Origin of the sequence: Vibrio sp. Y51_MX_L26, assembly GCF_024181935.1 — a bacterium.
Taxonomy (GTDB): Bacteria; Pseudomonadota; Gammaproteobacteria; order Enterobacterales; family Vibrionaceae; genus Vibrio; species Vibrio diabolicus.
Map to the genome: position 1 here is coordinate 50,241 of NZ_JAMZAS010000002.1, position 21,228 is coordinate 71,468.

Below are 21,228 nucleotides of genomic sequence, written 5' to 3' on the forward strand. Positions count from 1 at the left end.
GTTCTTATGTTTAAAGGAAAAACACAAGAAAGAATATGGTGGAGGGGGACGGATTCGAACCATCGAAGGCAGTGCCGGCAGATTTACAGTCTGCTCCCTTTGGCCACTCGGGAACCCCTCCAGGGTGTTTTATACTTAAAAGATAGTTTCCCAACCTAGCTTCCAAGTTATTCTCATGTTTAAAGGAAAAACACAAGAAAGAATATGGTGGAGGGGGACGGATTCGAACCATCGAAGGCAGTGCCGGCAGATTTACAGTCTGCTCCCTTTGGCCACTCGGGAACCCCTCCAGAGGATTTTTATACTTAGCAAGATGTTTTCCCAACTCATCTCCCAAGTGCGGAGCGAATCATAGCAAACTCGCTCAGGCTGTAAAGCGTTTTTCTTGCGTTTTTACGTTGAATGCTGTCTTTTTGGGCAAAGATGGTAGAAAGTCAGCGTTTTGTGTGTCCTTTGAACAGAAGAGAAACGCTCTTTTTACTTGAATTTACACTACTTGACGTTAAACCACGTATCTACTGATAAAATGTAAGCAGTTTAATGACATAAGTTTATTCGTTTAGAAGTCAATATCATGAGCATGAAAGCCACGTTATCGTTATCTGTTTTAACGCTTTCTATATTAATGAGTTCTCCATCAGCTTTCGCAGCTATGCGAGGCTCAGCAGTTACCGTCGTAACTGAACAAGTAGAAACGCACGAGATCAATCAATCCTTATCGCTTATCGGTAAACTAGAAGCGGCGGAGTCTGTGGTTGTTGCATCGGAAGTCGCCGGCAAAGTGAATCAAATCGCTGTTAAAGCGAATCAAAATGTCCAACAAGGTCAGCTGTTAATCAAGTTGGATGATGATAAGGCTCAAGCCGCTTTGATTGAGGCAAAGGCGTACCTTAAAGATGAACAACGTAAGCTAAAAGAGTTTCAACGTTTGGTTAAGCGAAATGCTATCACCCAAACTGAGATCGACGCACAAAAAGCAAGCGTTGAAATCGCACAAGCAAGGCTGGACGCCGCTCAAGCAAATTTGGCCGATCTTCATATTACGGCTCCATTCTCTGGCACTGTTGGTTTCATTGACTTTAGTCGCGGTAAAATGGTTAGCGCGGGTACAGAGCTGTTGACCTTGGATGACCTTTCCGTCATGGAGCTGGATTTACAAGTACCGGAGCGCTATTTATCGATGCTTTCTATTGGTATGGAAGTCATTGCCAAAACCAGTGCATGGGGTGAACAGACGTTTACTGGTCAAGTCACAGGCATTGATACGCGGATTAGCTCAGAAACGCTGAACCTGCGTGTACGTATTGAGTTTGAGAACCCTGAAAACCGCTTAAAGCCGGGCATGTTAATGAATGCATCATTGGCCTTCCCTGCGATTGAAGCGCCAATTATCCCGGTTCAAGCACTAGAATACTCTGGCACCAAGCGTTACGTATACGTCATCGATGGCAACAATAAAGCGACTCGACAAGAAGTCATTCTCGGTGCTCGTGTCGATAACGAAGTCGTTATTGAATCAGGCGTTGAAGTTGGCGACAAAATTGTTGTACAGGGCATCGTTAATATGCGAGATGGTGTTGAAGTTAAGGAAATTGTCGCACCAGGAAAGTCAGAAACAGCTAACGCAACTGGTAATCAAGGTGTTCAAAGTACGCAAGACGAAGCGGCTAAGGAAGCAAACTAATGTTACTTTCTGACGTTTCTGTAAAACGCCCAGTCGCAGCGTTGGTATTGAGTATGCTGCTGTGTGTATTTGGCTTTGTATCCTTTACGAAACTAGCGGTGCGAGAAATGCCGGACATTGAAAGTCCGGTCGTTTCCATTAGTACGCGTTACGAGGGCGCTTCCGCGACGATCATCGAGAGTCAAATTACGTCTGTATTAGAAGATCAGCTTTCAGGCATCAGCGGAATCGATGAGATCAGTTCGACGACGCGAAACAGCAGTTCGCGTATTACGATCACTTTTGAGCTAGGTTACGATCTCAATACGGGTGTTAGTGATGTTCGCGACGCGGTGGCTCGCGCTCAACGTGCGCTACCTGATGAAGCGGACGATCCAATTGTCTACAAGAATAACGGTTCAGGTCAGGCCTCCCTCTATATTAACCTCAGCTCTGCAGAGATGGACCGCACTCAATTGACGGATTATGCCGAACGTGTATTGATGGATCGCTTTAGCTTGATCTCTGGGGTGAGCTCCATTGATCTCTCTGGTGGTTTGTACAAGGTGATGTACGTGAAGCTTAAGCCAGAGCTGATGGCGGGGCGCTCAGTCACGGCTTCGGACATTACATCGGCACTGCGAAGTGAAAACTTAGAAAGTCCGGGTGGTGAAGTTCGTAATGATTCGACAGTCATGTCGGTACGGACAGCGCGTAGCTATAACACGCCGGAAGATTTTCAGTACCTCGTGATTAAAAGAGCAAGCGACAACACGCCTATCTATTTGAAAGATGTCGCTGATGTTTTTATCGGTGCAGAAAACGAAAACTCGACCTTTAAAAGCGATGGCGTTGTCAATGTTAGTTTGGGGGTTGTTCCTCAGTCTGATGCGAACCCGTTAGAAGTAGCAAAATTAGTTCGAGCTGAAGTTGATAACATCCAGAAGTTCTTGCCGGAAGGAACGCGGCTTGCTATCGACTACGATGCGACGGTGTTTATCGAGCGTTCGATAGAAGAGGTATATAGCACGCTATTTATTACGGGCGGTTTGGTTATTTTGGTGTTGTACATCTTCATTGGTCAAGCTCGTGCAACCTTGATCCCAGCTGTTACGGTTCCGGTATCGCTGATTTCCTCATTCATTGCCGCTTATTACTTTGGCTTTTCTATCAATTTAATCACCTTGATGGCGTTGATCCTGTCTATCGGATTGGTAGTGGATGACGCGATTGTGGTTGTTGAAAACATCTTCCACCATATCGAACGTGGTGAATCGCCTTTGCTTGCGGCCTATAAAGGCACGCGGGAAGTAGGCTTTGCCGTTATCGCGACAACGCTAGTGCTGGTGATGGTATTCCTGCCGATTTCCTTTATGGATGGCATGGTAGGTCTGCTATTTACTGAGTTTTCTGTCTTGTTGGCGATGTCTGTGATTTTCTCGTCTTTGATCGCTCTAACATTAACTCCTGTATTGGGTAGTCAGATTTTGAAGGCGAATGTAAAACCAAATCGATTTAATCAAGTGGTCGATCGCCTATTTAGTAAACTGGAGAGTGGTTACCGCTCATTATTGAAAGGCGCTTTGAAAATGCGTTGGGCTGCACCGCTGGTGATTCTGGCGTGTTTGGGCGGCAGTTACTTCTTGATGAACCAAGTGCCAGCCCAGTTGACCCCTCAAGAAGATCGTGGCGTGATGTTTGCGTTTGTACGCGGGGCTGATGCCACGTCATACAATCGTATGTCAGCCAATATGGACATTGTTGAAGACCGATTGATGCCATTACTCGGGCAAGGGTATCTGAAGTCGTTTAGTATCCAAACGCCTGCATTTGGTGGACAGGCAGGCGACCAAACCGGCTTTGTTATCATGATTCTAGAAGACTGGAATGAGCGAGATGTAACAGCTCAGGAAGCGCTTAACAAAGTGCGTGGCGCACTGGCTGGCATACCTGATGTTCGAGTGTTCCCATTCATGCCTGGTTTCCAAGGTGGTTCGAGTGAGCCTGTTCAGTTTGTATTAGGTGGCTCTGATTACGATGAACTTCTCGTCTGGGCTGAAATGTTGAAAAACAAAGCAGAAGAATCGCCAATGATGGAAGGCGCAGAGATCGATTACTCAGAGAAAACGCCAGAGCTATTGGTTACGGTCGACAGACAGCGCGCCGCAGAACTAGGGGTCAGTGTCAAAGACATTTCTGATACGCTAGAAATCATGCTTGGTGGTAAAAGTGAGACGACTTATGTTGAGCGTGGCGAAGAGTATGATGTGTATCTTCGTGGTGATGAAAACAGCTTTAATAATGCTGCGGATTTAAGCCAGATTTATCTGCGAACCAATAGTGGGCAGTTAGTGACGTTAGACGCGGTCACTAAAATTGAAGAAGTGGCAGCTTCTATTCGTCTATCTCACTACAACAAACAGAAATCCATCACTATTACGGCTAATCTGTCAGAAGGCTACACATTAGGAGACGCGCTGAATTACCTTGATCAACAAGCGATAGACAACTTACCAGGTGACATCTCGGTGAGTTATTCTGGCGAGTCAAAAGACTTTAAAGAGAACCAAGCGAGTGTTGCTGTCGTGTTTGCGTTGGCATTGCTTGTGGCGTATCTCGTGTTGGCGGCTCAGTTTGAAAGCTTCGTGAACCCGTTAGTGGTGATGTTTACGGTGCCGATGGGCGTATTTGGTGGCTTCCTTGGCTTGGTTGTGATGGGGCAAGGCATGAACATTTACAGCCAGATTGGCATGATCATGTTGATCGGCATGGTGACGAAAAACGGCATTTTGATTGTCGAATTTGCCAACCAGTTGCGAGACCGTGGTGTTGAATTCGAAAAAGCGGTTATTGATGCAGCTGCGCGACGTCTACGCCCGATCTTGATGACAGCATTTACCACGCTTGCTGGTGCCATCCCACTGATCGTTTCGACAGGGGCAGGTTATGAGAGTCGTATTGCTGTGGGTACCGTGATCTTTTTCGGGATGGGATTTGCGACATTGGTGACCTTGTTTGTCATCCCGGCTATGTACCGATTGATTTCGGCGAAAACACAGGCGCCAGGTCATGTAGAAGCAGAATTGAACAAAGCACTCAGCCACGATACAAAAGGCCGTATTGCTCATCCTTAGCCGCTGTACGTAAAGCTTTGATTGAAAACACCGAACAAAAGTTGTTCGGTGTTTTTTTATATTGAGAGTGATTACTTATAGATCTAATGATTATTTTTGTTTATTATTTCGCCACTTCTTCGAGGGGCACAGGACTCGCTCATCGTATTGACTGAATGTCGGGTCTTGTTAGGTGTCATGCCGGGAAAGCAGCATATACCTATTATTATTTGAGGTGTTCTCTTGAAAAAAGTACGTGGTAGTTACATGGTAGAAATGGTTTTAGTTGCGGGTGTTATGGCGTTGTTAGCGACCACTGCACTTCCGACGTTAACGAATGCACTAAAGGATCGTCAAGATGGCATTTTACACTCTCTCGATGCCGGGCAACCAAGTAGCCATGTGAATCAAGAGACAACAGAAAAGTTCTCCGCTCAGTAACTGATGACACACCGTAGATTGTAAAACAAGCCGAGGTAAAAACCTCGGCTTGTTTGTATTTCAATTCTGGTAACTTGGTGCTACCTAATGTTAGAAGCGTTTCCCTAAGCTAACTTGCACACCTTCGTAGCTGTCGTAAAAATCTTCAAAGCCCATATCTGCGACATTATAGATGTACTCTGCGCGCAACCAGATGTCTTTGCTCATATCCCAATGGACACCAGCACCGATATTGAATAGTGCTCCTGAATCATCTGTGACTTTTTGTTGGTTTGGAACGTACATTTCTGCCTGAGTCCCTAACGCGGTCACGCGGCCGAACAAAGAAAGTGGCGTATCGCCAAGGTTATCACTGGTCAATACAGCTGACATACCCGCTTGGTAATAGTGCAAATCCAAATCTGTTTTCAGTTTGTCGTTCTTAAGTTCGTTTTGGGAATAGCGAAGCACACCTTCAAACGCAAGGTATTGATTGACATGATAGCCCCAACCAACAGTGATATGTGGTGTGGACCACTCATTGTCTCTGTCTGAGCCAAAATAGGGCGTATCAAAACCGACGTTACCAGTACCCAGATAAAAATAAGATTGATGAGTTTGTTCTTGAGCAGCAAAAGTCGGCACACTGATGGTCAAGGCAGACAATAATAGAATGGCGTTTTTCATAACTTGACGATAACCTTTGTAAAAGACCGTTGTAATGAGTTGTGTTAATATTAATTTAATCAATAAGATAGATGGCGTTTATCATATCAGCTTTTACGCAAAGGTAGTCATTTAGACTGGGAATTGTTGCGCTAAAGCAGACTTCCTAGGCTGGAGAACTTACTATTCGGTATGGTGACTAACGTCAATCAAATAAGAGAGAAGGAAAGTGGCTGAATTCAAATATAAAAATCTGACTCAAGAAGAACAAGATAAGTTAGACGCGGCGACATTTCGTCGTTTATTGGCGCATTTAGACGCGAATAAAGACGTGCAGAACATCGACCTCATGATCCTTGCGGGCTTCTGTCGCAACTGCTTTAGCAAATGGTACAAAGCTGAAGCGGAAAATCTCGGTGTGGATTTAGATATTGATGACGCTCGCGAACGTGTTTACGGCATGACTTACGATGAATGGAAACAAAATCATCAGCCAGCGGCAACGCCAGAACAATTGGCGGCGTTTGAAGCGCGTCAGAAAAAGTAATACTCATTTCCAAAAAAACAGCCCGCACATCAGCGGGCTGTTTTTTTACATTCGAATTTACATATTAAGCGGTAATTGGACCGCAACATGCAGGTTCGACACAGCCTTTCGCTTGAATGACTTCAAGTTGCGCGAGGTAAGGTTGAATATCGCCGATGTTCTCTTTTACCCATGTTAAGTCATAATACGTATCTAGGTAACGCTCTCCAGAATCACATAGAAGCGTCACGATAGAACCCTTCTCACCGCGTTGTTTCATCTCACAAGCCAATTGCAGCACACCGTAAAGGTTCGTGCCTGTCGATGCGCCGACTTTACGCCCAATCAGCTGAGATACCCAATGGGCGGTTGCCACACTGGCTGCGTCTGGAATTTTGCGCATTTCATCAATGACACCTGCAATAAAGCTTGGCTCGACACGTGGTCGACCAATGCCTTCAATTTTGCTGCCGGTCTCACCTTTTAATGAGTGATTACCTGACTGGAAAGCGTCGTAAAACACCGAGTTTTCAGGGTCTACGACACAAAGTTTGGTGTCGTATTTTTGGTAACGAATAAAACGGCCAATGGTTGCAGACGTGCCACCAGTGCCTGGGCTCATTACTACCCAATTAGGAATTGGGTGATCTTCTAGTTCCATTTGGCTAAAGATAGAGTTCGCAATGTTGTTGTTGCCGCGCCAGTCAGTCGCACGTTCAGCATAAGTAAACTGATCCATGTAGTGGCCATTTAACTCTTGAGCCAAACGTCGAGACTCGTCATAAATCTGATCTGAGCGCTCTACAAGATGCGCTTTACCACCGTAAAACTCAATTTGTTCAATCTTTTTACGTGCGGTGGTTTTCGGCATAACAGCAATGAACGGTAAGCCAAGCAAGCGAGCAAAATACGCTTCTGAAACGGCAGTGCTGCCTGAGGACGCTTCAATCACTGTGGTTTCAGGACCAATCCATCCGTTACAAATCGCATAAAGAAACAACGAGCGTGCCAATCGGTGTTTCAGAGAGCCTGTTGGGTGCGTGCTCTCATCTTTTAGGTAGATATCGATACCATCAAGAGAAGGCAGTTCGAGTTTAAATAAATGAGTATCAGCAGAACGTTGAAAGTCTGCTTCAATTTTACGCACTGCATTGTTGATCCAGTTGTGGTCAGTACACATGGCGTCTCTCCTTGGAAATCGATAGATAAGCATTAGATGGGAATAATTTACCTATAATATGAGAGAAAAACTTTGCTATAGTTGCTGGTAATGACTATTTTGATAGAAAAGTTTTCTACATTTTGTGGGTTTTATAGTATGAGTTTGGATCGAGTCGATAAGCAGCTGCTTGCGTTGTTACAAACCGACAGCACCTTGTCATTAAATGAGTTAGCAGAGCAGGTTAATCTGACAACAACGCCATGTTGGAAGCGTTTGAAAAGGTTGGAAGAAGAAGGCTACATCGAAAAGCGCGTGGCGTTACTGAGTGCAGAAAAACTCGACCTGTCTTTTATCGCTTTTGTTCAGCTAAAAACCATCGATCACTCTGAAGATTGGTATCACCACTTTGTCACAACAGTGAGTGATTTCCCTGAGGTGATGGAGTTTTATCGTATGGCCGGCGAGTATGACTACATGATGAAAGTGCTAGTCAAAGATATGAAGTGTTTTGACGAGTTTTATAAGCGCTTAGTTAATAGTGTAAAGGGACTGTCTAATGTGACTTCAACATTTGCTATGGAATCCATTAAATATACGACTGAGTTACCACTTCTCAACTAAATAGCTTTATACGAATTTTATTTAATGGTTACTCTATCTGTTAGCATTTTAAATGTTAACAGGTAGCAGGGTTATTCTAACTAAGTTACTTTTTACTGGGTTGGAATAAATATAAACGATATTTATTCTCTCTTCTATTTCCGCATTAACTGTTTGTTTTTTATCCTCCACCAAGCGCTAATACAGCAAAATGCATGAAAAAATAACGCAATTTTTTCTCTTTATTTTTCGTGTTTTATTTTTGTTGAATATTCATTCTTACTAAATTAATTAATTGGTTTAATTTAAACGTTTGTTTTGTGTTGTTTTGTGTATTTTAGTCACCACTTCTGAACATTTATTTTTATGCGTAATACAGTAGCAAATACTTAAGTAACAAAGTACTCAAAAATGGATATAGTGATTAATAAAACATCGTATTATTATCGCTAGCACTTATTTGTGACAAAGTGTTTCTAAAAATGAACAGAAAATATTATTTGCTTTTTCTTGCGGCTTTACTCGCTGGTTGTGGTGGTGGAGGTGACTCTAAAACGAACAATACAAAGACACCAACTACGATAACAAAGCAGAGTCGTCCACAGTTAAAAGCTGAAGACACGTTATTGAAGTTTGAGGGCGTGGGAACCGTTACAGAGGCAAAATTGAGCAATGTACATGGCTCGGTGTCTTATCAAGTCATTGACTCTAATCCGCTAAATGTTGTGAAAATTAATGACTCTGGAATGCTACAAATTTTGCGTCCAGGAACGGCAACAATTCTGGCTACGGATAGCAGTTCTGCTTATGAATCCTCTGAAGCACGATTTTCTATCACTGTGGAACGAGGTATTAACACAGACCTTTCGGTTAGTGATCTAAACTTCAATGCAATCGAATCTGAAGGGAAAGCGCTGACCGTTCGTGGCCAAAAAGGTGAATTGAGTTATGAAGTAGAAAGTGGTCATAACTTGATTCGGGTTGATCAGAACGGTTCGGTATATTCATTAGGCTCAATTGGTCAGGCGTCGGTACTGATTACTGACTCAGGTAACGAGCTTTATCTGCCGAAGCAAGTTCGCGCGACGGTGAAGCTTCATGGAGTAGCATCCGGGCAACTTCAATTCGCCTTGCTGGAAGACGAATATAGAAAAGGGCTAACGTTAGAACCTGCACGTTTAGATAAAGCTCAAACGCAAAGCATCACATACAAAATCATTCGCAGCGAACCAGACAACAAAGTTGCCGAGTTACTCAACCCTGAGTCAGGTGTGCTCCTTGTTCATAATGTTGGGCAGTTAACCGTTGAAGCGACAGCAACTTACAGCGATGCCTTTTTAGATAAGCAGCAAACGGCGCAATTTGTTGTGGATGTAAAACAAGGTCAACGCGAAGCAATCAGCGTAGCGGATGTTGTGAAAACTTATGAGGAAGGTGGCCGAATTTTCCCTAAGGTGACGAACGCTCGCGGCGACTATTCACTGCGAATTATTAGCGGCACAGATGTTATCGCTAAATCTATGAGCAGTGAAGCACTGCTGATCAAAGGTGTAGGTACGGCTGAAGTTGAAATCTACGAGCATGAAATGCGTAATTATCCTGCAAGCAAAGCTCGCTTCAATGTTGAAGTTAATCGCGCGCCTCATCCAGTGATGAACGACATTGAAATGTCGCTTATTTATCAGCCTAGCCTCTCAATTCCTTTGGCATTTTCAGGACAAAAAGGCAACGTAAGCCTAGTCGGTAGTTTACCGGACGGTTTAAGAATGACCGATGGCAAATTAGAAGTAGAGACGGCTGGTGAATATAGTCTTAAGTTTGAAGATGATGGTGGGGATTTATATCAACCAATTCAGTTTAATGTAGTCATCAAAGTAGCGAAAGCTGCGGGACAAGCCATGGTGACACAAGATTATGAAATGGTGTATAGCAAAGACTATAGCTTTGATCTTCGTCGTGACTTTGGTTTAAGTACAAGTAACGATCATGTAGAACTCGTTGATAACACTGCTACAGATGTTATAGAGGTTACTGCGGATGGACGTGCCTATGTTTACAAAGCGGGTAAAGCGACGTTAACAGTTCGCAGACAGGAGAGCGCGAATTATACTGCGGGTCCAGATCAGAAAGTGTACGTTAATATTCTGAGTGCGCCGAGTCGGATTGATGTGCAATCCGAAGTGGAAGAGACTTGGAAAACCAGCCAGCCTTATGTTCAAAAACCGACCATCTCTGGTACGGTTGGCGAAGTTTCGTATCGATTTGCAGAAAATGCAGCAACGGATGTGGTTTCCCTAGACAGCAAAACGGGCGAGATGCGCATCCTCAATGCTGGCAGCACAAGAGTTGTTGTATCGGATGCAGGGGACGATAAATTTACTCCGGGTGAAAGCAGTTTCTCTGTCACGATCAAACAGGGCACAAACCCTGTATCGATTGCTTATCCAACGGTAGACTTTTCAGCGGGTACTATTATCTCACCAGTGATGAGTGGAGGAGAGGCGAAAGCCAGCTATCGTCTTATTAACCAAAAAGATCCTGTGGTTGAGTTAGTCTCTTCTGAAACGGGGCGTTTGAAGATTTTGCACGCAGGCGAGTACCAATTAGAAGTGACGCTAACTGCACGTAACTATACAACTAAAACCGTATTGGTTAACGGCACCATTAATAAAGCGAAGCACCCTGGTTTAAGTACTTCTACAATGAAGGTGGAATTTGAACCATTTAAAAAGGTTAAGCTAGACTTTGGTACACCATTAGGAAAACGCAGCTATCAAATATCCGGCTCAACAACTAACGGTGTCGCTTCATTAGATGTTGATAAGGAAGAGCTGACATTACTTGACCTCCCACCGGTAAAAAGACGTTGGATTTCTCTTGACGTTTCGGAAGGGGAATCTCGAGATTACGAAGCGTTGGAAAGTCAGAAAGTCGAGGTATATCTAAGCTTTGCAGATGAAGGTGTGGCGGATCAATATAAATTGCTTGAGACTGAACAAACGGTGTTGATTAGTACTCTGAATAAGCTTGAATTTTCCAACTTAGAAGAAACTGAGTTTGGTTTGATGAACGTTCGTTCGGTGCGTGAGCCAACGGACGAAGAACTGAGATTATACGGCAAAGGTAAGGTTGCGAATCTTATATTTAAGCCGGTGGGTAATGATGACCAAACTCTAATAAAAGCTGCATGGGTACATTTGGCTCGATTTGATGGATGTACATCAGAACTGTTCGAAGATGATCTCAAGCCTTTTGAAGCAATTGACTATGATGACCCAGGGTACTGCACCAGCGGCAGCACGATTCGTATGACTCGGTTCTTAATAATTGATGACTCGAGGATGGAAAACGTAGAGTATGAGTTAGTAGCGCCAGTGATTATTTATCGCCGCGGCCAACGCGAATTTTTGCCAAGTGATAAAGGATCGTTTTTAGAGAGTAAGCCTGGTGGCTTTTATTTGGAACCTGGTATGATTCATAACGGAAACGAATTTGGACAGCCGAGAACATTGTATGAATGGTCGGTTGTTAACATGAAGTATCAACCAAATTAATTATCGTTTGATACCCACAAAAAAGGAGTGCTGAGCACTCCTTTTGTCGTTTAGGGTTTAGCGGTTACTTGGTATAGCGCATTACACCTTCTTGCACTGCGGTTGCCACTAAATGACCTTGCTGGTTATAGATTTCGCCACGCACTAACCCGCGAGTATTACTCGCCGTTGGGCTTTCTATCGCGTACAACAACCATTCATCCATTTTGAACGGACGGTGGAACCAGATTGAATGGTCAATGGTGGCAACTTGGAAGTTTGGCGTCATTAATGACACTTCATGTGGGTGCATTGCTGTCACGAGGAATCCCCAATCTGATGCGTAGGCCAACAGGTACTGATGTATAAGCAGGTTCTCTGGCATTTCACCATTGGCACGAATCCAAAGATACTGTTTAGGCTCTGCTTTTTTGGGCTTTAGGGGGTTGATGACCGTAACAGGACGGGTTTCAATTGGCTTTTCACCACAAAATGTTTTGCGTAGTCGCTCTGGCAGGAATTCGGCTATATGGCTAGCAAGCTCACTCTCAGAGGCGAAGTTTTCTGGGCCAGGAATGTCTGGCATCTCCTTTTGATGATCAAACCCAGGTTGATCGCCATGGTAAGACGCCGTTAAGTAGAAAATAGGGCGTCCATTTTGAATCGCCTTAACGCGTCTGGTGCTGAAGCTGCGGCCATCCCTTAGGTTTTCTACATCATAAATAATGGGCTTTTCTGGATCACCAGGGTACAAAAAATAACTATGGAAGGAGTGCACCGCGCGTGTTTCTTCAACGGTGTAGCGCGCAGCAGAAAGCGCTTGCCCAATCACTTGGCCACCATACACTTGAGGCAAACCTAGGTTTTCACTTTGGCCACGAAACAAGCCTTCTTCTAATTTTTCGAGTTGTAGTAGGCTGAGCAATTCTCGTAATGGTTTACTCATTGTGTCTCCTCACCGTTGTCTTTCACTCCAACTTACCTCAACAGTCTCACTCTTGTGAAGTGCCATAGTTAAGAACTATTGAGTAACTTAGAAATAGTATTGTTCCGATTATGAAACAAAATCAATTGTTTGATAAATTCTAACTCAGTCAAACTATTGTCAAATAAACTGACAGGAAGCAGACAGTTTTATATTCCACACCTATAATTGCTCCGGTTTAATACTCTTTTCGAGGAAGATATGAAAAAAACACTACTGCTTGTTACTTCTTTACTCTTTGGGGCTGCGTTAGTGGGTTGCCAAACTTCTCAAAATACAGAAATGGAATCTGCAGAGGCGTCAATGAAGACGATTACAGGTACAGTGGCTTACCGAGAGCGTATTGCTCTGCCGCCAAACGCAGTGGTTACCGTCGCGTTAGAAGATGTGTCTTTGGCTGACGCGCCAGCAAAAGTACTAGCAAAACAGACATTCGAAACGGAAGGTAAACAAGTTCCTCTTTCTTTTGAGCTGAACTACGATAACAATGAAATCAAACCAAACCATCGTTACAGCGTTCGTGCGCGTATTGAAGTGGATGGTAAATTGCGTTTTATCAGCGATACACATAACGGTGTAATCACAGATGAAGCACAAACTCACCAGTTGGATATTCGTCTAGTTGGTACGCGTTAATATCAAACTCAGCGAACAAAAAATGGCAGCCTAAGGCTGCCATTTGTATTTTCTTAGCGAAATTTTTCCAATCTCAGATACTTCAATTCCTTCGGCTTCTAATTTCTTTGTTTGTCGTTCTAAATTACTGCCTTTTAAGGATATTTTTCCTTGACTATTTATCACTCTAAACCACGGGAGTTTGCTGTCCTCTGGCAAATTACCAAGCGCCTTACCAACATGTCTTGCGTAGCCCGGGTAACCTGCCATTTTTGCGATTTCCCCGTAGGTGGAGACTTTTCCTTTTGGAATTTGGTGAATTACAGCAAAGATTTGCGCTAAAAATTGGTCCATACTCAAAAGTGTCTATTGTGGATTACTAAGGAATGGTAAACCATCGGACTTGTATATTGCTAACTGTTCTTAACGTTTATATTACCCGCGATTGACTTTTGTTGATCACATTTTCTCTTCAGTCGTGCCGTATGTTAATGAGCGTTAAAAAGCATAAAACAAACACAAGCTAAGCTTGAATCTAGACCCTCTCAACGACTTTTAATCCCAGTTTTTGCCGTTGAGTTACCAAGTAGGTGGGGAAGCCAGGAGGCGCTATGATTTTATCGACACTTCAATTTTTCATTACGACTTTACTCGCAGTGGTGTGCGTTCGAGCGATGAGTTTGAGCGAGGGAGATATTCCCGTTCTTGCACTCATGATCCCGGCGTTGTGGATCTTGCCACAAGGCGGGTTTGCAGGCTTGGTGTTGCTGGGCGCAATGATGGCTTTTGGCGCTACGCTCTCAATGCAGCCAATCGCGCTATCGATTGGTATTTTGATCCTTTTCCCACTTTTAATGGTAGTGTTCTCTCGTAGAAGTTCGTTGGGCGTCCTGCTCACCGCAGGCCTAATCGTACTTACTCTACAAGTCGGTATTATGGTCACGCAACAAGGTGGGAAGCTGGATGGATCCGCTTGGGTTACAGTGGTTCAAACTGTCGCTGTCATGGCGATGTGGTGGTCTGCTGTACATTGGACCCCATCCAATAAGCACAGCTGGTGGCCGATGCTGTTGTTGTTCCCATTATGGATTGCTGGCTTGCCATATGCCGTTCTTGTGGCATTGAGCGTGACAGGAATGCTGGCTTCAATGGAAACCCTCGCGAAGCTTAAACACTCCATTCGTTGGAGTAAACTATTGTGCTGGACATTACCGACCGTTGGCTTTGCTGCCTTAGTGGTAAGTCCGACTACAGATGTACCAAACCCTGTTTTTGTTGTTTGGATCTGTTTGTTAGGAACGGCTTGGATGACGGACTATATCTTACGTAGCAGCGATGAACAGGCAGAATTATGAGTATTTCGTCAGGTAAAAAGTGACACGTGCGGCAGACTATCGAATTGGTTGTGGAACAAAATGAAGATTAGTATATGGTCTTCATTTCATATTTACTAAACTTCCAATAATAATAACCACATTATAAGTGGTTGATTTAAGATAAGTTTGTCATGACTACCTTTGCTCGAACACTGTTGCTTTTTACTTGTTGCCTACTGAGTTTGAATGTAAAAGCTGAATCACCTTTAATTGCTCATTATAAAGTTGCGACAGAAGCGGATGATGTCGTCACCCGTGTTCTTTTTAATGCTGCATCGAAAGAGTTCGGCTTTACCGTTCAATATGTGAACTATTCCAGCTTTGATGCCATTCTAAATTCCGTCGCGAATGGGGAAGCGGACTTTGCTGCGAATATCACTTACACAGAAGAGCGTGCTCAACGCTTTAGTTACTCCCGTCCAACTAATATCGAATATACCTACCTTTTTGGTTTAAAAGACTCGACGTTGAGTGACATTTCACGAGTTGGCGTCCCTAAAGATACGGTTTACGCTGAATTACTTAAACAATACTACCCGGAGCTAAAACAGGTCTCTTATCAAGGTCATGACCAAGCGGTAACGTTACTGAGATCAGGCGTTGTTGAAGGCGTAGTCGATGCCATCAATCAGCTTAAGCCGATGCTGCTGGAGGGCTTTGACGCTAAGATGTTGAATGATCAGATTTCGATAAAGCCAGTATCGATCATCAGTAAAAAAGATCATCATCTCGAAGAGTTGGATACGTTCGCTACGTTTATTCATGGGGAAGGAGTGCAAAAGCAACTTCGTGAAGAGATCTCCCAGTATCAATTTGAACTAAGGCGAGCGGCATTGCGAGAATCTATTCGCTTATTACCTCTCGATTTTAGTGAGCCTATACGGATTAAGCTCGAATCTATCTTTCCATATGTTGTTTACAACGAAGACGGCAGTATCGAAGGGATGACGGCAGATGTCGTCCTGAGAAGCTGTGAAATCTTGGCATTAAACTGCGTGATCATTAGTGAGCCAAATGAAAGTTGGGGTTCCATGTATCATGAGTTTATGCAGGGGAATTTCGAAATTTTAGCGCCGTTAACGGTCAGTCGCGAGCGGCATGAATTTAGTTACTTTCCCAAGCCCCATTACTCACCAGCATCCGTTATGGTCAAGCGTTTAGGTTACAAGCCGAACACTTACTCTCATGTGTCACAGTTGATCTCTGAGCGGATTGGTGTGGTTGAGGACGACTTTTTCGACCAAATGATGACGCAACTTTTACCGCTAAAAGAGCTGAAACGTTATCGTACCCAACAAGAACTCATTCAGGGTTTATTGAATGAAGAGGTCGATTATATTCCGATGGATACCGCGATGCTCAACCACTTTTTACGTCTGAGCGAGTTGGTTCCGATAGAGCAGGACACGGCGATTGGTGAGTTTTACCAGTCACAACTTTCTGTTGGATTGGTGGCGAACGAGAAAGGTGCCATGCTTGCTCCTTTTTTCAGTCGAGCGATAGCAATATTGGAAGTTGATAAGATCATTGCCCAGTACGATCTGCGCCCAGATTGGCGTACCGCGCTTGAATATGAGGTTCGGCTGGCAACGCAAACGCAGGCTGTGTTTTTCTTTGTATTGTTGTTTGCGATTTGCGTTTCGCTTTATCTTTACCGTCAATCGAATACCGACAATTTAACGGGGTTGAGAAATCGCCGCGCGTTGCAGGTAAAACATCGAAAAGGCGTAAACAAAGAGCTATCCATACTTTACTTGGATATTAACCACTTCAAACGAATCAATGATACGTACGGTCATCGTGCTGGTGATGAGGTGTTGCAATTATTGGCGCTAAAAATTCATTATGTATGGTCAGGGAAAAGTTACCGGATAGGGGGAGATGAGTTCATCTTGTTGGGCTACCCGACTCAAGCAGAATTAAATAGGGCAATGAAAGAGCTCAGCAGAATTGATGTAAAAGGCAAACTGTGTAGTGAGTTAGAGTCTGTGGGTATCTCTATCGGTGTCTCTGCAAAAAGAGAACAGCACATGAGCTTAGAGCAAGCCATGCATTTAGCTGATGAAGATATGTATTCAAGTAAGCAGTCAACACGCCGTTATCCTTCTTCGCATCGTTACGTGGCTCAATCATAGAGGAATGAATTGATCGAGTTTTGTCCAAACGGTAATGAAATGACGAAATTCAAGGCTTTTGCTCTTGCATTATGAGGGCTGATACTGAATAATCGCCCCATCGATTGAGGCAAGTCCTCTCGAAAAGAATTATGGGGCTCTGGTCCTCTCGCAACAATAGCTCGTGAACTCGGTCAGGTCCGGAAGGAAGCAGCCGCAGCGGGTGACTTGTGTGCCGGGATGTGGCTGGGGTCCCACCCTTTAAAAGCCCTGCGTATATCGCAGGGCTTTTTTCGTTTTTGAACCCTCTTTTACTGCGTTTGCTCTTCAAAGTCTTCTGATGAATCAAGTTTCTTGAGGTTATTTAGGTATAATTTATAATCTCACGCGCTTGATACCGAACTGTCGTGAAGATTGTTTCGAGTACATTCGCCGAATAACCATTTTCACCTGGGATACTTTAATGATTTCAAAAAACCAATTAAAACTGCTTCGTGCTTTAGGTCAAAAGAAACAGCGTAAAGCGCATGGCTTATTCCTAGTTCAGGGTGAAAAGAACGTTTTAGAGCTGGCAAGCAGTTCATTAAAGGTGAAGCATGTCTTCGCAACCGAGGCATTTCTCGAACAAAACGCTAGTGCGCTAAGTGGTTTTGATTGCATTGAAGCATCGCTTGACGACCTGACCAAAGCGAGCACTCTCGTGAGCAATAACGCGGCCATTGCCGTGGTTGAAATCCCGAGTGTAAAAGTGCCTCAAGCAAAAGGCTTGATGATTGCGCTAGATGGTGTATCTGACCCAGGTAATCTAGGAACGATTATTCGTGTCGCAGACTGGTATGGCATCAAGCACATTATTGCGAGTACAGATTGTGCTGATCCGTATAACCCTAAGACGATCAGCGCGACCATGGGCAGTTTTGGCCGCGTACAAGTGAGTCTGGTGGATTTGCCAAGTTACTTAGAAGAAGCCAATTTGCCAGTTTATGGCGCGTTTCTGGAAGGGGAGAGCGTTCATAAAACGGAATTCGCTGCTGAAGGTATTTTGTTGATGGGCAGCGAGTCCCACGGCGTACGTGAAGACGCTGCTAAGCTCGTGACAAATAAGATCACGATTCCGGCATTTGGTGGTGCTGAGTCGCTGAATGTCGCAATGGCAACCGGTATTATTTTAGACAATATGCGTCGACATCATTGTTAATGTAACTATGCGCCAATAATGAAGCCAGTCAATTTGACTGGCTTTGTTGTATTTACCACCTGTTAAAAATGAGCCCATTTGCAAGTTGTACTCAATTAAACAACAGTGAATGCCGATGATGACTTAATTTTGATTCAGATCAATAGGCTGCACCTATAAATAAAATTACTCATTTCCATTTAGTAAATTCAGGAAATTAGGCGACACTTATCTAAAGGCCGCAATAAAATGCCCTTAAGGAGATAAGAATGCATTCATTAAAAGTAAAAGATTACATGACGTTGCAAGCGGTGACCTTCACTAAAGATATGTCACTTTCGGCTGCTTTGAATAAAGTCATGCAAAGCGTCACATTAGGTGGCCCCGTCATTGATGAGAATGAAAAGGTAGTTGGATTCTTATCAGAACAAGACTTGTTAGATAAATTGGTGAAAGCGAGTTATCACTGCCAAGACACGCATACCGTTCAAGAGTGTATGCATGACGATGTTTTATCTGTGTCTCCAGACATGTCAGTGATTGAGTTGGCTGACATGATGAAGATTGGTAAGCCAAAAATGTATCCAGTGGTTGACGGTAAAGGTAAATTGGTTGGCGTTATCACTAGGCGAGATGTGCTGCGCGCCATCGGGATGACTTTAAATGAGTGTTTTAAGCATCCAGTTTAACCTTTTTGATCAAATATCATAGGTGCTTGATTTTAAATAAGTCATTTGGAAAGACGCTTCGGCGTCTTTTTTATTTTCAATCGACGAGTTTTTAAAAAATCACCTTGACCTTGGAGCTAGCTCTAAGGTTTATCCTTAGTCATAGGCAAAGAGCCTACACCAATAAGGAAAATAAATTATGTGTACGAAACATCAAGGTTGCCAATCTAGCAAAATCAAAACTGCGGTGCCGCTTGGCGCGAGCGAGTCGTGCTGCGCACCAGTAAAATCTTCACTCAACATTTCTCAAGCTGGCGTAGAAGTGTCTGAAAGTTCATGTTGCAGCGGAGGGAGTTGTAGCGCCGACCCAGGTGAGGAAGAAGAGCCCTCAAGGGAGAATGATTCCTCAATTCGAAACTCGTGGCTTGTGTCAGGTATGGATTGCCCTTCATGTGCACAAAAGCTTGAGAAGGCTATTACGTCTTTGGAAGGTGTTAGCCAAGCAAAAGTCTTGTTTGCAACAGAAAAACTGGTTGTCGATTTTGACGATCGCGAGCTGACCTCTACGATAGAGCATACAGCCCAACAAACAGGTTTTCCGCTTTCTTCACTCGATGCTCCAAAACCAAATACCGCAACGAAGGGCTGGCGTGGGGTAGTAAAAGACAACATTCAAATTATCTCTATTGCTAGTGCGATGGTTGTCGCGGCAATAATTTCTAAGATCGACCCTCAAATAAGCACTTGGTTATTCACGTTGACCTGTTTACTGGGTTTATACCCAATTGCGCTCAAAGCGTTCAAGTTGGCGCGTAGCGGTACGCCTTTTGCGATTGAAACGTTAATGAGTGTGGCAGCGCTCGGCGCTTTATATTTAGGTGAAACCGCTGAAGCGGCAATGGTGTTATTGCTTTTCCTTATTGGTGAAAAGTTAGAAGCATATGCATCATCCCGAGCTCGAAGTGGTGTCCAAGCGCTAATGGACTTAGTCCCAGAAAATTCAATTTTAATTATTGATGGTGATCGTAAAGAGGTGCCTGCAGCTCAGCTTAAGCCGGGGGATATTATAGAAGTTGCACCCGGTGGTCGTTTGCCAGCGGATGGTGTGTTGCAAGATGCGCTTGCAAGTTTTGACGAAAGCGCGTTAACGGGAGAACCCGTTCCCGTTGAGCACCAAACGGGTGGCAAAGTGATGGCCGGGGCTGTAGTTGTCGATAAAGTCGTTCGTTTACAGGTGACTTCTCGCCAAGGCGAGAATGCGATTGACCGAATTCTCCATTTGATTGAAGAAGCAGAATCTCGTAAGGCACCATTAGAACGTTTTCTGGATAAGTTCAGCCGTTGGTATACGCCGCTGATGATGTTGGTGTCCCTGATGGTTATCGTCACGCCACCACTGTTGTTTGCTCAACCGTGGGAAACGTGGATTTATCGAGGACTTGCCCTGTTACTGATCGCCTGTCCTTGTGCGTTGGTTATTTCAACGCCTGCAGCGATTACTTCTGGCTTGGCGGCTGCGGCGAAGCGGGGGGCATTAATCAAAGGTGGTGCGGCGCTTGAGTTGCTTGGTAAGGTTGAGTCCGTCGCATTTGATAAAACAGGTACATTGACGCAAGGTAAACCACAGGTGACCGACGTCTTTGCTTTTGATCTAGATGAAGACAAGTTACTTAGCCTGACAGCCTCAATCGAAGTTGGCTCAAGCCATCCTCTCGCGGTTTCTTTAGTTAATAAAGTGCAACAGCAGGGGCTTCCTATTCCTGAAGCGCTAGATAAAACCGCGCAAGTGGGCTCTGGTGTCACAGGTTACGTCGATGGGAAAATAGTCCAAGTAGTCACGCCTTCTAAGGCCGATTTCCCACTTTCTCAAGAAACCGAAGAGCGAGTGGTGACGTTGGAACAACAAGGTAAAACGGTTGTTATTGTGCGTTACGATTACGAGGTCATTGGCGTGATCGCATGGCAAGATACATTGCGCCCAGATGCCCAAGAAGCTATCGCTACGTTGAAGGAGCTTGGGATAACGTCGGTGATGCTAACCGGTGACAACCCGAGAAGTGCTGAAGCAATGGCGACCAGAATAGGCTTGGATTATAAAGCAAGCTTATTACCAGCAGATAAAGTGCATTACGTCGAGAAACTATCACAGCAACACACCGTTGCAATGGTGGGAGATGGTATTAATGATGCGCCAGCGATGAAAGCTTCGAGTATCGGTATTGCGATGGGAGGCGGTACGGATGTTGCGCTGGAAACGGCCGACGCGGCATTAACGCACAATCGTCTGATTGAGTTACCTGCCATGATAGAACTATCGCGTGCGACGTTAAGTAATATTCGTCAGAATGTTGCGTTAGCGCTTGGTTTGAAAGGTGTTTTCTTGGTGACAAGTTTATTGGGCATTACGGGTCTATGGGTGGCAGTATTAGCCGACAGCGGCGCAACTGCACTGGTTACGTTAAATGCGTTGAGATTGCTCCGTTTTGAGTCCAAGCAGGCCAAGTGACCTACCTAACTAGCTAATAAAAAGCCCGAGGCATTCGTGTCTCGGGCTTTTTTAACCGTATCGACGAAATCTAATAATATGTTTTAGTTTGTTTTTGAAATCAC

General features: G+C 44.2%; 16 protein-coding genes, 2 tRNA genes and 1 other RNA gene. 13 read left to right on the forward strand and 6 right to left on the reverse strand.

The features are described 5' to 3' along the window. Positions 1-36: 36 nt before the first annotated feature. Positions 37-121, reverse strand: a tRNA-Tyr gene (locus NL645_RS06415). Positions 122-205: 84 nt separating this feature from the next. Further along, positions 206-290, reverse strand: a tRNA-Tyr gene (locus tag NL645_RS06420). A 284-nt stretch (positions 291-574) separates the two neighbouring features. Here NL645_RS06420 and NL645_RS06425 point away from each other — a divergent pair. From NL645_RS06425 to NL645_RS06435, 3 genes are all read left to right on the forward strand, one after another. Continuing rightward, a complete protein-coding gene (locus NL645_RS06425; RefSeq protein WP_253651443.1) occupies positions 575-1,684 on the forward strand; it encodes an efflux RND transporter periplasmic adaptor subunit in 1,110 nt (369 codons plus the stop codon). Next, positions 1,684-4,797: a multidrug efflux RND transporter permease subunit VmeF gene (gene vmeF / locus NL645_RS06430; RefSeq protein WP_139059750.1), complete on the forward strand. Its 3,114-nt coding sequence runs from the start codon at positions 1,684-1,686 to the stop codon at positions 4,795-4,797. Before NL645_RS06425 ends, vmeF begins: the two co-directional genes overlap by 1 nt. A gap of 222 nt (positions 4,798-5,019) precedes the next feature. Continuing rightward, positions 5,020-5,217: a type II secretion system protein gene (locus NL645_RS06435; protein WP_005390570.1), complete on the forward strand. Its 198-nt coding sequence runs from the start codon at positions 5,020-5,022 to the stop codon at positions 5,215-5,217. A 90-nt stretch (positions 5,218-5,307) separates the two neighbouring features. On the opposite strand, the gene NL645_RS06440 is transcribed toward NL645_RS06435, so the two are convergent. Then, complete coding sequence (locus NL645_RS06440) at positions 5,308-5,883, reverse strand: porin family protein (protein WP_012842010.1); 576 nt, start codon at positions 5,881-5,883, stop codon at positions 5,308-5,310. Between the two features lie 208 nt (positions 5,884-6,091). Between NL645_RS06440 and NL645_RS06445 the strand changes: the two genes are divergently transcribed. Further along, positions 6,092-6,409: a DUF1244 domain-containing protein gene (locus NL645_RS06445; RefSeq protein WP_005390574.1), complete on the forward strand. Its 318-nt coding sequence runs from the start codon at positions 6,092-6,094 to the stop codon at positions 6,407-6,409. 64 nt (positions 6,410-6,473) lie between these two features. Here NL645_RS06445 and NL645_RS06450 read toward each other — a convergent pair whose 3' ends face one another. Next, positions 6,474-7,568 carry a PLP-dependent cysteine synthase family protein gene (locus NL645_RS06450; protein ID WP_253651444.1) on the reverse strand — a complete coding sequence of 365 codons (1,095 nt, stop codon included), beginning with the start codon at positions 7,566-7,568 and terminating at the stop codon, positions 6,474-6,476. Positions 7,569-7,706: 138 nt separating this feature from the next. Here NL645_RS06450 and NL645_RS06455 point away from each other — a divergent pair, with 138 nt between their 5' ends. After that, positions 7,707-8,171, forward strand: a complete 465-nt coding sequence (locus NL645_RS06455; RefSeq protein WP_005390577.1) for an Lrp/AsnC family transcriptional regulator — start codon at positions 7,707-7,709, stop codon at positions 8,169-8,171. A gap of 461 nt (positions 8,172-8,632) precedes the next feature. Beyond that, positions 8,633-11,704, forward strand: a complete 3,072-nt coding sequence (locus NL645_RS06460; RefSeq protein WP_253651445.1) for a cadherin repeat domain-containing protein — start codon at positions 8,633-8,635, stop codon at positions 11,702-11,704. Positions 11,705-11,768: 64 nt separating this feature from the next. Here the strand turns inward: NL645_RS06460 and tesB are convergent, their stop codons facing one another. Then, complete coding sequence (tesB, locus tag NL645_RS06465; protein ID WP_005390581.1) at positions 11,769-12,629, reverse strand: acyl-CoA thioesterase II; 861 nt, start codon at positions 12,627-12,629, stop codon at positions 11,769-11,771. A gap of 240 nt (positions 12,630-12,869) precedes the next feature. On the opposite strand from tesB, the gene NL645_RS06470 reads away from it, so the two are divergent. After that, positions 12,870-13,304 (forward strand): YbaY family lipoprotein, encoded by a 435-nt coding sequence (locus NL645_RS06470; protein WP_012842007.1) that lies wholly within the window; start codon positions 12,870-12,872, stop codon positions 13,302-13,304. 30 nt (positions 13,305-13,334) lie between these two features. On the opposite strand, the gene NL645_RS06475 is transcribed toward NL645_RS06470, so the two are convergent. Continuing rightward, positions 13,335-13,637, reverse strand: a complete 303-nt coding sequence (locus tag NL645_RS06475) for a DNA base-flipping protein (protein WP_005390592.1) — start codon at positions 13,635-13,637, stop codon at positions 13,335-13,337. Between the two features lie 257 nt (positions 13,638-13,894). On the opposite strand from NL645_RS06475, the gene NL645_RS06480 reads away from it, so the two are divergent. From NL645_RS06480 to NL645_RS06505, 6 genes are all read left to right on the forward strand, one after another. Next, on the forward strand, positions 13,895-14,638 hold the full coding sequence (locus NL645_RS06480) for a hypothetical protein (protein WP_046874702.1): 744 nt from the start codon (positions 13,895-13,897) through the stop codon (positions 14,636-14,638). A gap of 152 nt (positions 14,639-14,790) precedes the next feature. Beyond that, entirely contained in the window at positions 14,791-16,794 is a 2,004-nt protein-coding gene (locus tag NL645_RS06485) for a GGDEF domain-containing protein (protein WP_253651446.1), read from the forward strand. 137 nt (positions 16,795-16,931) lie between these two features. Further along, positions 16,932-17,028: signal recognition particle sRNA small type (ffs, locus tag NL645_RS06490), an RNA gene on the forward strand. Between the two features lie 208 nt (positions 17,029-17,236). Beyond that, positions 17,237-17,971: an RNA methyltransferase gene (locus tag NL645_RS06495; protein WP_048626169.1), complete on the forward strand. Its 735-nt coding sequence runs from the start codon at positions 17,237-17,239 to the stop codon at positions 17,969-17,971. A gap of 248 nt (positions 17,972-18,219) precedes the next feature. Beyond that, positions 18,220-18,639: a CBS domain-containing protein gene (locus NL645_RS06500; protein WP_005390603.1), complete on the forward strand. Its 420-nt coding sequence runs from the start codon at positions 18,220-18,222 to the stop codon at positions 18,637-18,639. 178 nt (positions 18,640-18,817) lie between these two features. Beyond that, positions 18,818-21,124 (forward strand): zinc/cadmium/mercury/lead-transporting ATPase, encoded by a 2,307-nt coding sequence (locus tag NL645_RS06505; protein ID WP_253651447.1) that lies wholly within the window; start codon positions 18,818-18,820, stop codon positions 21,122-21,124. Positions 21,125-21,228 lie beyond the last annotated feature (104 nt).